Genomic DNA, 15,399 nt, shown 5'->3' on the forward strand with positions numbered 1-15,399 from the left:
TCGACCGCGCTATTCGCGCTCGACGATGTCGTGACGCTCATCTGGAGAGGTACGACCGAGTACTCGACGTCTCATACAATCACGGCCGCCGATGTCGGGAGCAGCCTTGTGATGAAGGTGCCGAAAGCCCAGGTGGTAGAGAGTAACGATACGGTCGTCACTGTGTATTACACCATCTGGCGAGAGCTGACAGGAGACACCGAAGAATCGCCTCTCTCGGTTTATGAGGTGTATCGCGAGTCGGGCGGCGCAGACCTGATCGTCCTTGGTACCCGCAATGGCGAGTTGGACCTACGCATGTCGGGATCGGGCCGATATCTGCGCGCTGTGAGCGCCACGACGCGCGACGACATCGTGGCCGAGTGGCGATACGAGGGGGATGTGACGTCCGAGTCCGGGGTGTCATTCCTCGACAAGGAACCAGGGCGACTGCTTCACGTGAGAACTGAAAACGCGTCCCTGTCCGTGCTTCCCTTACATCTGGTCGGCAATGGACTCAATAACTCCTCGGCCAACGGCGCTGCCGCCTTCGCCGCGCGGCTCAGTACCGGTAAGCCATATGCATGGGGCCACTTCGATCATGGCGGGTATATTCCGCCGAGCCTCATGGAACTGGATATTGAGGAGCTCCACCTCACCACCTTTGCGTTTGGGGCTCTCCGAAGCAACGGCGATGTTGTGCTGTGGGGTGATCGGGACCTTGGCGGTGGAACGACGCCATTGCCGACCAATGTCGCGCAACTGACAGGTAGTCACATGGCGTTCGCGTGCGTCAAGCGCGATGGGAGACTTCAGGCTTGGGGCGAACCCACCTCCGGCGGCACGTTGACACAGGAGGCGAGTGCGGTGAGCGATGCGAAAAGCGTCTTCGCCAACGCCTGGGGATTTTGTGCGATGCGAACAAACGGCCATCTGCTGTCATGGGGGCCGAAGAATTACGGCGGCGAAATACCCACAGAACTAAAGCCATACCCCCACATGAGTGTGCGCGGCAACAGTAGCGCCTTTTGTGCGTTGCGCACCACCGGTGTTGTCAAGGCCTGGGGGGACCAAAACAACGGGGGCAAGCTCTCGACGGAAGTGGAGAACGCGAGCAACATTGTCGAGATCGCTGCTTCGACGTACGGTGCGTTTGCGGTGCTGACGTCCGAGCGCAAAGTTCTGGCCTGGGGGCGTCACGATTATGGCGGATTGGTACCGGACTTCATCAAGCAATACAACGACATTGTCGAGGTCGTGGGGATAGATTATGCCTTCTGCGCGCGCCGTGAAGGGGGCCAGATCGTGTGCTGGGGACTCGCAGACTATGGTGGCGTGCGTCCGCCTGAGTACGCGCAGGAAAAGTTCGTTCAAGTGACGGGAACGGCGGTGGCATTCGCTGCGCTCAGGGCAGATGGCACGGTAGTGACGTGGGGCAAGGGTGATCGCGGTGGCGACTCATCGCTGGTGCAGTCGGAGTTGGTCGACATTCGGGCGATATACGCCAACAGTCAGGCGTTTGCGGCTATCCCGGCAGGCGGAGGCGTGGTCACGTGGGGCCTGGCGGCAGGAGGAGGCATGTTGACACCGGATCAAAAGGCCGTTCTGAGCGCCTACCTACGCTACGACACTCCCGGATCGGCCGTGTCGGCGTCCTCGCCGCAGGGACGTGCGCTCGCTGCATTCAAGAAGCGCCGGATGGTCGCGTCGGCAGTGTCGTGATGAAGACACTTGCGCAATCCCCACATCGAACGAACCTTTTTGCTCGTCTCCGGAAGGCGATTGGCTTATCCTTCAGGCTTTCCCACCTGCACACTCGTGACCGGAGAGGCCAACAAGGTGCCACGCCAAACTGCTCAGCCCACTGCCGCAACGCTCAACGAACAGGGGCCTGCGCCGCGCTATTTGCAGCTCAAGCAGTTTATCTGCCGTCAGATCGACACGGGCGCCTGGCCGCCGCACCACCGCGTGCCGTCGGAAAACGAACTCGTCGAACAGTCGGGCGTGAGCCGTATGACGGTCAATCGCGCGCTGCGTGAGCTGACCGCCGAAGGTCGGCTCGTGCGCATGCAGGGCGTAGGCACGTTCGTCGCTGAACCGAAGTCGCACTCGCCGCTGCTCGCCGTCAACAATATTGCCGACGAAATCTCCGAGCATGGACACCGTCACCGCGCCGAAGTGAAGTTACTGCGCGAGGAACTGGCCGGGCCTGAGCGCGCACTGTCGATGGGATTACAGGAACGCGAGAAGCTGTTCCATTCGGTCATCGTCCACTATCAGGACAACATCCCGGTGCAGATCGAAGACCGCTTCGTCAATCCCGCGCTCGCACCGAACTACCTCGAACAGGACTTCACCAAGCTCACGCCCAACGCGTACCTGCAGCGCACCTCGCCGCTGACGTCGGGCGAGCATGTGGTCGAAGCCGTCACAGCGACGCCGGACGAAGCGCACATGCTGCAAATCCACCGCACCGAGCCCTGCCTGCTGATTCGCCGGCGGACGTGGTCGGGTAAGCGCGTCGTCTCCGTCGCCCGGCTGCTGCATCCGGGTTCGCGCCATCGTCTCGAAGGGCGTTTCGGCGACGCCGAGTAATTGCGAATCATCGCGAATCATCGCGAGTCATCACGCGTGATCACGCGCCCTCACGAATAAGCCCATCAACAAGTCGCCTCGGACGAGCGCCCTACTCGGGTTCGGCGTTCGTGAAAACCCTAGTTCACCATTGGTTGTATATACAATACTGTACAAGCCATCATCTGCTCAGAACTAGAGGACTTACCGTGAGCCAATTCACCCGATATCGCGACGTCACGATCCGCGCCCCGCGCGGCACGCAGCTCAATGCCAAAAGCTGGCTGACCGAAGCCCCGCTGCGCATGCTGATGAACAACCTCGACCCGGACGTCGCCGAGAATCCGAACGCGCTCGTGGTCTACGGTGGCATCGGCCGCGCTGCACGCAACTGGGAGTGCTTCGACAAGATCGTCGAGACCCTCAAGACGCTGGGCGACGACGAAACGCTGCTCGTCCAGTCGGGCAAGCCGGTCGGCGTGTTCAAGACGCATGCCGACGCACCGCGCGTGCTCATCGCCAATTCGAATCTGGTGCCGCACTGGGCCACCTGGGAGCACTTCAACGAACTCGACGCCAAGGGGCTGGCCATGTACGGCCAGATGACCGCCGGCTCGTGGATCTACATCGGCAGCCAGGGCATCGTGCAAGGCACCTATGAGACGTTCGTGGAAGCGGGACGTCAGCACTACGGCGGCAACCTAAAGGGCCGCTGGGTGCTGACCGCCGGTCTGGGCGGCATGGGCGGCGCCCAACCACTGGCCGCTACGCTGGCCGGTGCTTGCTCGCTGAACATCGAGTGCCAGCAGACGAGCATCGACTTCCGCCTGCGCACGCGCTACGTCGACGAGCAAGCCAAGGATCTCGACGACGCCCTCGCCCGCATCGCCAAGTACACGGCCGAAGGTCAGGCCGTCTCCATCGCGCTATGCGGTAACGCGGCCGAGATTCTGCCGGAACTGGTGCGTCGCGGCGTACGTCCGGACATGGTTACCGACCAGACCAGCGCGCACGATCCGCTCAACGGCTATCTGCCGATCGGCTGGACATGGGACGAATACCGCGAACGCGCCCGCTCGAAGCCCGCCGAGGTCGTGAAGGCCGCCAAGCAATCGATGGCCGTTCATGTGAAGGCCATGCTGGACTTCAAGGCCATGGGCGTGCCGACGTTCGACTACGGCAACAACATCCGTCAGATGGCCAAGGAAGAAGGCGTGCAGAACGCGTTCGATTTCCCCGGCTTTGTGCCCGCGTATATCCGTCCGCTGTTCTGCCGTGGTGTCGGCCCGTTCCGTTGGGCTGCGCTCTCGGGCGATCCGCAAGACATCTACAAAACGGACGCCAAGGTCAAGGAACTGATCCCTGACGACGCCCACCTGCACCGCTGGCTCGACATGGCGCGCGAGCGCATCGCCTTCCAGGGCCTGCCTGCGCGTATCTGCTGGGTTGGACTGGGCTTGCGCGCGAAGCTCGGCCTGGCGTTCAACGAAATGGTACGCTCGGGAGAACTCTCGGCACCCGTGGTGATCGGCCGCGACCATCTGGATTCCGGCTCGGTCGCCAGCCCCAACCGTGAAACGGAAGCCATGCGCGACGGCTCGGACGCCGTGTCCGACTGGCCGCTGCTCAACGCGCTGCTCAACACGGCCAGCGGCGCAACGTGGGTCTCGTTGCACCACGGCGGCGGCGTCGGCATGGGCTTCTCGCAACACTCCGGCGTGGTGATCGTGTGCGACGGCACCGATGCCGCAGCCGCGCGCATCGCCCGCGTGCTGAATAACGATCCGGCGACCGGCGTCATGCGTCACGCCGACGCCGGGTACGACATCGCCATCGATTGCGCCCGCGAACACGGCCTCAATCTGCCGATGCTGAACACCGCAAAGTAAACATCAAGACAAGCCCCCCGATATGTCGAATCAAGGAAATCCGTCCATGGCACAACTGTTCGTGACGCCCGGCACCCTCACACTGGCGCAACTGCGCGACGTCTATCAGCACCCGACCACCGTTACGCTCGATGAGAAGGCATACGCCGCCATCGACAAGAGCGTGGCCTGTGTGGAAGCCATCGTGGCCGAAGGCCGCACCGCTTACGGCATCAACACCGGCTTCGGTCTGCTCGCCTCCACGCGCATCGCACACGACGACCTCGAGAACCTGCAACGCTCGCTCGTGCTCTCGCACGCTGCGGGCGTGGGCGCACCGCTCGACGACGCCCTCGTGCGTCTCATCATGGTCCTCAAGATCAATAGCCTGGCGCGCGGCTTCTCGGGCATTCGCCGCAAGGTGATCGACGCGCTCGTCACGCTGGTGAACGCCGAAGTCTATCCGCGTATTCCGCTCAAGGGCTCGGTCGGCGCGTCGGGCGACCTCGCCCCGCTCGCCCATATGTCGCTGCTATTGCTCGGTGAAGGTCAGGCGCGCTATCGCGGCCAGTGGATGAACGCCCGTGAGGCGCTCACCATCGCCGGTCTGGAACCGCTGACGCTCGCCGCTAAGGAAGGCCTCGCATTGCTCAACGGCACGCAGGTCTCGACGGCATACGCACTGCGCGGCCTGTTCGAAGCGGAAGACATGTACGCCGCCGCCAGCGTCTGCGGCGCGATGACGGTCGAAGCGATGCTCGGTTCGCGTGCACCGTTCGACGCCCGTATTCACTCGGCACGCGGTCAGCGCGGCCAGATCGACGCGGCTGCGGTGTTCCGTCATCTGCTGGGCGAGACGAGCGAAGTCGGTCAGTCGCACGCCAATTGCGAGAAGGTGCAGGATCCGTACTCGCTGCGCTGCCAGCCGCAGGTGATGGGCGCGTGTCTGACGCAGATCCGTCAGGCAGCGGAAGTCCTTGCCGTCGAAGCGAACGCGGTGTCGGACAACCCGCTCGTCTTCTGGGAACAGGGCGACGTGATCTCCGGTGGCAACTTCCACGCCGAGCCGGTAGCGATGGCGGCCGACAATCTCGCGCTGGCGCTGGCCGAAATCGGCGCGCTGAGCGAGCGCCGCATCTCGCTGATGATGGACAAGCACATGTCGCAATTGCCCGCGTTTCTCGTGGCCAACGGCGGCGTGAACTCCGGCTTCATGATCGCGCAAGTGACGGCCGCCGCGCTCGCATCCGACAACAAAGCCTTGGCACATCCGGCCAGCGTTGATAGTCTCCCGACCTCGGCCAACCAGGAAGACCACGTCTCGATGGCCCCGAATGCCGGTAAGCGGCTTTGGGAGATGGCCGATAACGTCAAGGGCATCATTGCGATCGAATGGCTCAGCGCCACGCAGGGACTGGACTTCCGCGAAGGCGTGAAGACCACGCCGGCCCTTGAAAAGGCACGCGCACTGCTGCGCCAGTCGGTTCCGTTCTACGATAAGGATCGCTACTTCGCCCCGGACATCGAGGGCGCTAGCGAACTGATTGCGCAACGACAACTGAGCGCACTTGTGCCCGCCGGTACGTTGCCGAGCGTCTGATTCACCGTTGATTCGCGTTTGAATTGGCCCCTTGCCGGGGCGAAACGAACAGTGATTCGCGCACCGGCATAGTGGCGTACCGGGTTGCCCCCTCGTTCGCCGGTCTTCGGGTTCGCCCCTCGGACCGGTCCACGCACAACCCCAGTTCATCTGCCGCCCGCACACGCGGGCCGGCTCATTAGGCATTCAGGAGACAGCTTGAAAAACCTGCAACGCAATCTGAGCGCGCGGCATATCCGCTTTCTGGCGCTCGGCTCAGCCATTGGCACCGGTCTGTTCTACGGCTCGGCGTCGGCCATCCAACTCGCAGGCCCGGCGGTCATTCTTGCGTACATCGTGGGCGGCGCCGCCGTCTATATGGTGATGCGTGCCCTCGGCGAAATGGTTGTTCGTCAGCCGGTGTCCGGCTCGTTCGGTCGCTACGCACGCGACAACCTCGGCCCGCTGGCGGGCTTCCTCACCGGCTGGACTTACATTCTGGAGATGGTGATCGTCTGTCTTGCGGACGTGACCGCCTTCGGGATTTACATGGGCTTCTGGTTTCCGGACGTCCCCCAATGGATCTGGGTACTCGGCATCGTGATGCTGATCTGCGGGCTGAACCTCTGCAACGTCAAGGTCTACGGCGAGATGGAGTTCTGGCTGGCGCTGGTGAAGATTCTCGCCATCGTCGCGATGATTGTGGGCGGAGGTGTCATTCTCTTTGCCGGTGTGCAACTGCACAGCGAGCATGCTCCGGCAGTGAGCAATCTGTGGTCGCACGGTGGTTTCCTGCCGAATGGCTGGGGTGGGCTGGTGGCCTCGCTGGCGGTGGTGATGTTCGCTTACGGCGGCATCGAGATCATCGGCATTACGGGCGGCGAAGCGAAGAATCCGGAGAAGGTGATTCCGCGTGCGATCAACGCAGTGCCGGCCCGTATTCTGCTGTTCTACGTGCTCACGATGTGCGTGCTCATGACGATCTTCCCGTGGACCGGCATCGGCAGTCAGGGTAGCCCGTTCGTGCAGATCTTCTCAGGCCTCGGCATCAAGTCGGCGGCGGCGATTCTCAACGTGATCGTGATTTCGGCGGCGATCTCGGCCATCAACAGCAACATCTTCGGCGCCGGGCGCATGATGTTCGGCATGGCCGAGCATGGTCAGGCCCCGGCTGCCTTCTCAGCGACGTCGCGCCACGGCGTGCCCTGGGTCACGGTGCTGGTGATGACGTTCGCGCTGCTCGGCGGCGTGGTGCTGAACTACCTGATTCCGGAGGGCGTGTTCCTGATCATCGCGTCCATCGCTACGTTTGCGACGGTCTGGGTGTGGCTGATGATTCTGCTCTCGCAAGTGGCGATGCGCCGTCGTCTGTCGGTAGAGGAAGTGGCTGCGCTGAAGTTCAAGGTGCCGCTGTGGCCGGTCGGCCCGGCGCTCGCCATCGCTTTCATGCTCTTCGTGATCGGTGTGCTCGGGTATATGGAAGACACGCGCGTCGCGCTCTACGTCGGTGCAGGCTGGATCGTGCTGATGTCGGTGGCGTATCAATTCGGTGTCAAACCCAAGGAAGCGCAATTGCGCAACCATATGAGTCTGGAATAAGCCTCACATGAAACGTACCTACTGGAAGCACTGCCATGTCGCGACGATGTGCGACGGCCGCTACAACACTATCGAAGACGCCGTGATCGTCACGCGCGGCAAGCAGATCGAATGGGTTGGTCCGCGCGGCGAGCGCTCGGCTTCTGGCGCGGATGAGTGCATCGATCTTCAGGGGGCGTGGGTCACGCCCGGTCTGATCGATTGCCACACGCATCTGGTGTTCGGCGGCAATCGCAGTCTCGAGTTCGAGCAGCGGTTGCAAGGCGTGAGTTACGCGGAGATTTCGGCGGCCGGGGGCGGCATCAGGCACACAGTGCGTCACACCCGCGACGCCACGGAGGACGCCCTCTACGAATCCGCCCGCAAGCGTTTGCTCGCGCTGATGCGCGACGGCGTGACCACCGTCGAGATCAAGTCCGGGTACGGGCTGGATCTGAACAGCGAACGCAAGATGTTGCGCGTGGCACGTCGTCTCGGTGAGACGCTACCGGTCACGGTGAAGACGACGTGTCTGGCCGCACACACGGTGCCGTCGGAGTTCGCAGGCAAGGCGGACGAGTATGTGAATTATGTTTGCTCCGAAATTCTGCCAACGCTCGCGGAAGAACGTCTGGTTGACGCGGTCGATGCCTTCTGCGAAACGATTGCGTTCTCACCGGCGCAGGTCATGCGTGTGCTGCTTCGCGCACAAAAGCTGAAGCTGCCGGTGAAGCTGCATGCGGAGCAGTTGTCCCCGCTCGGCGGATCGAGCATGGCCGCAGAGCTAGGCGCATTGTCGGCGGACCATCTGGAGTACATGACGCCCGAGGACGCTGCCGCGATGGGCCGCGCGGGCACGGTAGCCGTGCTGCTGCCTGGCGCGTTCCATATGTTGCAGGAGACGCGTCGTCCGCCGGTGGACTTGCTGCGGCGTCACAACGTGGACATTGCGGTGGCCTCGGATCTGAATCCGGGCACCTCGCCTGCGCTGTCGCTGCGTCTGATGCTGAACATGGCCTGCACGCTTTTCGGGCTGACGCCGGAAGAAGCCCTGGCAGGCGTGACACGCAACGCAGCCAAGGCGCTCGGCATGCTCGATACGCACGGCACGATCGAAGCGGGCAAGGCGGCGGACTTCGTGGCATGGGAAATCGAGCGTCCGGCGGAGCTGGCTTACTGGCTGGGCGGTGAACTGCCCTCGCGCACGGTGCGCAACGGTGAGTGGCGCGATCTCTCGACACGCTGAGCCTCCGCGAACTGGAGACATTTTCATGGCAACGCAATTGAAACCGGTGTCCGGCGACACGCCGATCTGGCACGGCCGTACGGACGTCGGCGAGCACGGCGACACGCGCCGTCTCTTTAATGTCGTGCGCGAGATCGATGCGCTGACGGACGCCCCGGCGAGCGGCGCCCCCGTGTTGCTCGGGTTTGCAAGCGACGCCGGCGTCAAACGCAATCAGGGACGCATCGGCGCCGCCGAAGGGCCGCTTGCGATTCGCCGTGCATTGGCGAACCTGCCCACGCACGACATCGCCTGTCTGTATGACGCAGGCGACGTGGTCTGCGACGGCGACGCCCTCGAAGCCGCTCAACAGGCCCTCGCCGACACTGTGCGCCGACAACTCGACGCCGGGGCACAGCCGGTGGTGCTTGGCGGTGGACACGAGATTGCGTGGGGAACTTGGCAGGGCCTGCGCGCCCACCTCGACGCCCGGGGTGATCGCTCGCGGGTGCTCATCCTGAACCTCGACGCGCATTTCGACTTGCGTACAGCACGACCCGGTACGTCGGGCACGCCGTTCGATCAGATCGCGCAGGCGTGCGAGACCGCTGGGCTTGCGTTCGACTATGCATGTCTTGGGGTCAGCCGGTTGAGCAATACAGCGTCGCTGTTCGAGCGCGCCGATGCGTTAAAGGTGACGTACGTCGAAGATACGGAAATGCAGGACCGCCATCTCGACGAGCGTCTTGCACAGATCGACGCACTGATTGCCGACGTTAGCCACGTCTACCTCACCATCGATCTCGACGTGCTTCCCGCCCCCGTCATGCCCGGTGTCTCCGCCCCGGCGGCCTATGGCGTGCCGATCTCCGTCATCGAAGCCATCGTCACCTACGTTCGCCGCTCCGGCAAGCTGCGCGTGGCCGATCTCGCCGAGTACAACCCGCGCTTCGATGCACAAGGAACCGGGGCACGTGTGGCAGCGCGGTTGGCTTATCGGTTGTTCTGACTTGGTTTTTTGATGTCACCCCGCCGAGGCATTGTCTTATGCCTCGGCACTTCTCTTTAGACTGACCCACTTCAACCGCCCGCAGTCCGACGGACCGCCGCCCCCTTCCGCCTCTCAGACATAAACCCAACTCGATTCAGAAGGGGGCGCCGGTCCGTCCCTCTCATCTCTATCAGTCCCTCAACCGAAACCTCCCCCTTTCCTTCCCTTGTCTCACCGATTTCATCCACTGAGACCGACACCGCCGCTCTTCTCCCTCCGCATGCTTCGAATTCCCACCGCCTAATACAAAGTATTAGTTTTACTTAACTTAGTTTTGTTTTGACCCATCATATCCCTACAATCGCCAGAAATTCTTATACCGATTCACCGCAGCGCCTCAGGAAAGTCGTTATCGCCGCCTGATACTCGCCGCCCCGAATGGAGACACGCCGATGAAAAAGCGCGCAGACCTCGACGTCCGATCACTCCGGATCTTCGAAGCCGTCGCCAGCGCCGGTAGCCTCTCCGGCGCCGCCGAATCCCTCGGCGTCACCCAGTCCGCCATCTCTCAAGCCATCGCACAGATCGAGCAAACCGTCGGCACCCGTGTGCTCGACCGGTCACGCCGCCCGCTGAAACTCACGCCCGCTGGCCTCGCACTCTCGCGTCACGCCCGCCAGATCGTCGACGATATGGACCGGCTCATCGCTCAGGTGCAGGACGCCGACGTCGCCAGCCGCGCCGCCGTGCGCGTCGGCATGATCGACTCCTTCGCCGCCACGGTCGGCCCCTCCATCGTCAAGCAGATGTCGGGGAGCACCAGCGAGTTGCTTCTTTGGTCCGGCCTCGCTAACGGTCATGCGCAAGCGCTTCTCGCCCGTCAACTCGATCTGATCGTCACCAGCGATCCGATGCACGACATGGAACGTCTCGTGCGCCGTCCGATTTTTACCGAGCCGTTCATCGTCGTGGTGCCGAAGGCGCGCGAAGCCGAGCTTGCGAACGCCGATCTCAGCGAATTGATTCGTTCGATGCCGCTGATTCGTTTTTCCGGACGTTCCCACTTCGGCGCGGTGATCGAGCGCCACCTGCGCCGCACCGGACACTCGCCACGCATGCACCTCGAAATCGATACGTCCGACGTGGTGATGTCGATGGTCGCCGCCGAGGTCGGTTTCACGATTGCGACACCGCTTTGTCTGCTGCAAGGCCGCGCGTCGCTCTCGCAAGTCGCCGCCCTGCCGCTGCCCGGCCCCGCACTCTCGCGAACGATCTATCAGGTCTCGCGCGAAGGCGAGGTCTCAGAGATGGCTTCGCAATGCTTTCTTGCCGGGCGTCTCGCACTCGCACAGGAAGCGTTCCCGGAACTGCGCCGCATCATGCCCTGGCTGGGCGAGCGACTGGCGCTCTGCTGATCCACAGCCCAGGGCGCCGGGCCAGATGAATTTCACACCGAACCTCACCTGAAGTGCGCCCACCGTTCAACGCGAATAACACATAGCCTACAAAGGAGACACGCATGAACCTTTCACGACGCAAATTCCTCCACACGAGCGCTGCACTCTCGGCCCTGCCCGCCGCTGCCGCCGTCGGTGGTCTGTCGCTGTCGGGCATCGCCCGCGCTGCAGACGCCACGACGCTCCAGTACGGCGGCTCGGCCTGGCTGGGCCACTATCCGGCGTATCTCGCCATGAAGTCGGGCGCACTGAGCGCCGCTGGCATCGATCAGCAGTGGCAATCGTTCGGCACGTCGTCGGCTCGCATGAGCGCGGTGCTCTCCGGGGGCATCGACATCGCTTGCACGGGGATCGTCTCGGCACTCGCGCTGATGGCGCGCGGCTCGAAGCATTTCTCGATCGTAGCCGTGCCGGAGAGCTTCGGTCGCGTCGAAGGCCTGTTCGTGCGTGACGGTGTGAACTCGCTCCAGGACCTCAAGGGCAAAAAGCTGGGCGTGACGTTCGCGTCGAGCGCGCATTTGCTGGTGCTGGATCTGCTGGGCAGCGCCGGTCTGTCGAACGACGTCACTGTGCTGAACGTTCCCGCGCCGGAAATTCCCGGTGCCATTCAGTCGGGCCAGATCGACGCCGCAGCCGCCTGGACGCCGCAGTTCAACCGCATCCGCGCGATGACGGGCATGAAACTGCTCGCCGACGACACGCAATTCTCGCTCTACAAGAAGTACAACGTGACGCCGGGGCCGGACGTCCTGATCGTTCGCAATGCGTGGGCAGAGAAGAACGCGGACGTGGTGCGTAAGTACCTGAAGGTCTATTTCGACGCCTGCCAGACCCTGCGCGACAAACCGGACGAAGCCGCACGCACGCTGGTTGGCCTCACCAGCATGTCGGCGCTCGACCAGATCGAGACGATCAAGGGCGCGGAGTGGTACAGCCACGCGCAACAGACACAGTTGCTGAAGTCGCCGGGCAGCTATGTCGACGGCCTCCAGCGTCTGGCCGAAATGCTCGTGACGTACAAGCAGATCGACAAGGCGCCCGCCGTGCGCCAGTGGATCAACACGTCGTATCTGTAAGTAAGCATCCGCGCGCCGGTACGTCCCCCTCTACACCACCGACACGTACCGGCATCCGCCTGAGGAGTCTGATTGTGAATCATCGTCAACCGTCCCGCGCCACGCTGCTGAGTGTGGGATTTGCGTCCGTGGTCGTCTTCCTGCTGGCGTGGGAAGCGGCCTGCCGCACCGGGGTCATCGATCCCCTGTTCCTGCCGCCGCCCTCCGCGGTCGGCGAGCGCATCGTCGCCATGCTGAGCGACGGCACGCTGCTCTCGAACGTGCTCGCCTCCACGCGTCGCGTGATGACCGGCTTCATCGCCGCAACGGTCGTGGCGATTCCGCTGGGCATCGTGCTGGGTACGTCGAGCTACGCACGCGCCGCCTTCGACCCGATTCTGTCGTTCCTGCGTCCGCTACCGTCGATGAGCTGGATTCCGCTCTCGCTGCTGTGGTTCGGGATCTCGGAGACGCAGAAGTACAGCATCGTGTTCATGGGGACGTTCGCCCCGGCGCTGGTCTATGTGATCGAGGCCACGCGCAACGTCGATCCGTTGCTGGTGCGCGCCGCCAAAAACCTCGGCGCGAGCAACTGGCAAGTCATGCGCGAGGTCATTCTGCCCGCCAGCCTGCCGCAGATCCTCTCGGGGATGAAGATCATTCTCGGTCTTTCGTGGACGTGCGTGATTTCCGCCGAGCTGGTCGCCGCGCGCGAAGGTCTGGGCTTTCTCATCATGAACGGCAAGGAGTTCTTCCAGACGGAAGTCGTCGTACTCGGCATGGTGATGATCAGCGTCACGGTGCTCGTGACGGATATCGTATTTCGCGCCATCGAGCGCAAGGTGTTGAGGTGGCAAGCATGAACGATCGCATCAATTCCCACGCAGGCGCACAAGCGGCGCATCGCGGCAACGGCTCGTCCGACACGATGATCGCTATCGAAGGCGTATCGAAGCGGTATGGCGACTTTCAGGCGCTCGAGCGCGTCGACATGGACATCGCTCGTGGCGAGTTCGTGGTGCTGCTCGGCGCATCGGGCTGCGGCAAGTCGACGCTGCTCAATCTGATCACCGGTTTCGACGAGCCGACCACAGGCCGAATCCGTGTGAACGGCCGCGAAGTGAAAGGCATCGACCCGCATTGCGGCATGGTCTTCCAGCAGTACGCGCTGTTTCCCTGGCTGAGCGTGCTCGATAACGTGGCGTTCGGTCTGAAGATGAAAGGCATCGACAAGGCTACGCGTTACGCCACGGCCCGGCGCTACATCGATATGGTCGGCCTCAAAGGCTTCGAAGATCGCTACCCGAAGGCGCTCTCAGGCGGTATGCGTCAGCGCGTGTCGATTGCACGCGTGCTCGCGAACGATCCGGACGTGATTCTGCTCGACGAGCCGTTTGCCGCGCTCGACGCCATGACGCGTCAGGTGTTGCAGGAGGAATTGCTCCAGATCTATCAGAAGAGCGGCAAGACCATCGTCTTCATCACGCACTCCATCGACGAAGCACTGATGCTCTCGACGCGTATGGTGATCATGAGCGCCCGCCCGGGTCGTGTGGCCTGCGATCTGACAAACGATCTCCCGATGCCGCGCGACGCGCAGGTGCAGCTCTCACCGCGGTACAACGAACTCAAATCGCAAATCTGGAACACGGTGCAAACCGAAGTCATGCGCAGTCTGGAGAGTCAGGCGGCATAAGGCTTCACTACCTCAGCAACGTTTCGCAAGCCCCCGCACTTCAATCGTCATGTCCAATCAAGTCACTCTCTCCCGCGCTTCGCGGGGCACTTTCCCCGCCTATCAGGCGGGTGCAGGCTGGAACGCGCTGCTGCCGTCTCGCGTGCCTCACACGCAAGCGCCGGTCGCACGTAGCTTCGACGTCATCGTCATCGGTGCGGGCTTCACCGGGCTGGCGGCGGCCCGTCGTGTGGCGGAACTCCGCCCGGACGCCACGGTGCTCGTGATCGACGCCACCACCGTCGGTAACGGATCGGCAGGACGCAACTCGGGCTTTCTCATCAACCTGCCGCATAACACCGGCATGGGCGGACACGGCAGCCCGGTCGAGGTCGCCCGCAAACAGATCCGCCTGTACGACCTCGGTCTGAAATGGCTGCACGAACTCGTGACGACGTATGGCATCGATTGCGGATGGAACCCGGTCGGCAAGTACCATGCGGCCGCCACGCCTGACGGCGAGCGACGTCTGCGCGACACGCTCGCGCAGTACCGCGAATGGGGGGTGACCTACCGTGAGTTGTCGCGCGACGCCCTGCGCAACGAGATCGGCACCGGTTACTACGGCTACGGCTACCACTCGGACAACAACGTCTTCGTCCAACCGGCCGCCCTCGTGCGCGGACTCGCCGACAGCCTGCCTGCGAATGTCCGGCTCTGGGAAAACGAACCGGTCGTGACGCTCGACGGCAGTGGCCCCTTCACGGTGACGACAGCGACGACGCAACTGCGCGCCGGGCAAGTGATCGTCGCCAACAACGGCTTTGCCAGCAAGCTGGGGCTCGCGCGCGATCGTGTCTTCACGATCTACACGTACGCGGCGATGACCCCCGCGCTGTCCGCCGACGAACTCGCCAAGCTGGGGCCAGCCCCCGAATGGGGCGTGATCCCGGCGAACCGTTTGGGGACGACGCTGCGCAAGACGCTCGGCGGCCGTTTCGTCGTGCGTAGCGCGTACTCGTACGAGAAGGAGCGTCCACTGGGCGACGTCAACGCCATGCTCACCGACGCCTATCGGCGCCGCTATGCGCAGATGGCTTCGCACAAGTTCGAGCATGTGTGGGGCGGCGTGACTGCGCTCACCCGCAACGGCGCGCTGTACTTCGGTGAGGTCCGGCAAGGCCTGTTCGCCTCGCTCGGATGTAACGGCGCGGGTGTGCTCAAGGGCAGCATGTTCGGCAAGCTGCTCGGCGAGATGGCCTGCGGCCAACAATCGCCGGAGCTGGCGGACGCGCTGGGCTTCGAGCGCCCGACGTGGTTGCCGCCCGAACCGATCCGGCGCGTGGCCATCGTCTCCGCGATCCAATATCAGAAGCATCGCGCGGGGCTGGAGCGATAGACCGACACGCCCTGCCCCA

At 63.2% G+C, this 15,399-nt stretch carries 12 protein-coding genes; all 12 read left to right on the plus strand.

Annotation, left to right across the window (positions count from 1 at the left end):
- The coding region (locus PAN31117_RS03175) for an RCC1 domain-containing protein (protein WP_370855720.1) at nucleotides 1–1,701 on the plus strand (1,701 nt) is incomplete at its 5' end.
- A gap of 117 nt (nucleotides 1,702–1,818) precedes the next feature.
- Nucleotides 1,819–2,574: a histidine utilization transcriptional repressor HutC gene (gene hutC, locus PAN31117_RS03180; RefSeq protein ID WP_150736940.1), complete on the plus strand. Its 756-nt coding sequence runs from the start codon at nucleotides 1,819–1,821 to the stop codon at nucleotides 2,572–2,574.
- A 188-nt stretch (nucleotides 2,575–2,762) separates the two neighbouring features.
- Entirely contained in the window at nucleotides 2,763–4,442 is a 1,680-nt protein-coding gene (gene hutU / locus PAN31117_RS03185; protein ID WP_150736941.1) for a urocanate hydratase, read from the plus strand.
- A 22-nt stretch (nucleotides 4,443–4,464) separates the two neighbouring features.
- Nucleotides 4,465–6,021: a histidine ammonia-lyase gene (hutH, locus tag PAN31117_RS03190; protein WP_370855721.1), complete on the plus strand. Its 1,557-nt coding sequence runs from the start codon at nucleotides 4,465–4,467 to the stop codon at nucleotides 6,019–6,021.
- A gap of 198 nt (nucleotides 6,022–6,219) precedes the next feature.
- On the plus strand, nucleotides 6,220–7,599 hold the full coding sequence (locus tag PAN31117_RS03195) for an L-histidine transporter HutT (protein ID WP_150736943.1): 1,380 nt from the start codon (nucleotides 6,220–6,222) through the stop codon (nucleotides 7,597–7,599).
- 7 nt (nucleotides 7,600–7,606) lie between these two features.
- Nucleotides 7,607–8,824 (plus strand): imidazolonepropionase, encoded by a 1,218-nt coding sequence (gene hutI / locus PAN31117_RS03200; RefSeq protein ID WP_150736944.1) that lies wholly within the window; start codon nucleotides 7,607–7,609, stop codon nucleotides 8,822–8,824.
- 25 nt (nucleotides 8,825–8,849) lie between these two features.
- On the plus strand, nucleotides 8,850–9,812 hold the full coding sequence (hutG, locus tag PAN31117_RS03205; RefSeq protein ID WP_150736945.1) for a formimidoylglutamase: 963 nt from the start codon (nucleotides 8,850–8,852) through the stop codon (nucleotides 9,810–9,812).
- Nucleotides 9,813–10,246: 434 nt separating this feature from the next.
- Nucleotides 10,247–11,209: a LysR family transcriptional regulator gene (locus PAN31117_RS03210; RefSeq protein ID WP_150736946.1), complete on the plus strand. Its 963-nt coding sequence runs from the start codon at nucleotides 10,247–10,249 to the stop codon at nucleotides 11,207–11,209.
- Between the two features lie 104 nt (nucleotides 11,210–11,313).
- Entirely contained in the window at nucleotides 11,314–12,327 is a 1,014-nt protein-coding gene (locus tag PAN31117_RS03215; protein WP_150736947.1) for an ABC transporter substrate-binding protein, read from the plus strand.
- A gap of 74 nt (nucleotides 12,328–12,401) precedes the next feature.
- On the plus strand, nucleotides 12,402–13,169 hold the full coding sequence (locus PAN31117_RS03220) for an ABC transporter permease (RefSeq protein WP_174984222.1): 768 nt from the start codon (nucleotides 12,402–12,404) through the stop codon (nucleotides 13,167–13,169).
- 65 nt (nucleotides 13,170–13,234) lie between these two features.
- Nucleotides 13,235–14,002, plus strand: coding sequence for an ABC transporter ATP-binding protein (locus PAN31117_RS03225; RefSeq protein ID WP_150737308.1), 768 nt, complete (start codon nucleotides 13,235–13,237; stop codon nucleotides 14,000–14,002).
- 49 nt (nucleotides 14,003–14,051) lie between these two features.
- Nucleotides 14,052–15,380, plus strand: coding sequence for an NAD(P)/FAD-dependent oxidoreductase (locus PAN31117_RS03230; RefSeq protein ID WP_150736948.1), 1,329 nt, complete (start codon nucleotides 14,052–14,054; stop codon nucleotides 15,378–15,380).
- Nucleotides 15,381–15,399 lie beyond the last annotated feature (19 nt).

The organism is Pandoraea anapnoica (genome assembly GCF_902459765.1).
Lineage (GTDB): Bacteria > Pseudomonadota > Gammaproteobacteria > Burkholderiales > Burkholderiaceae > Pandoraea > Pandoraea anapnoica.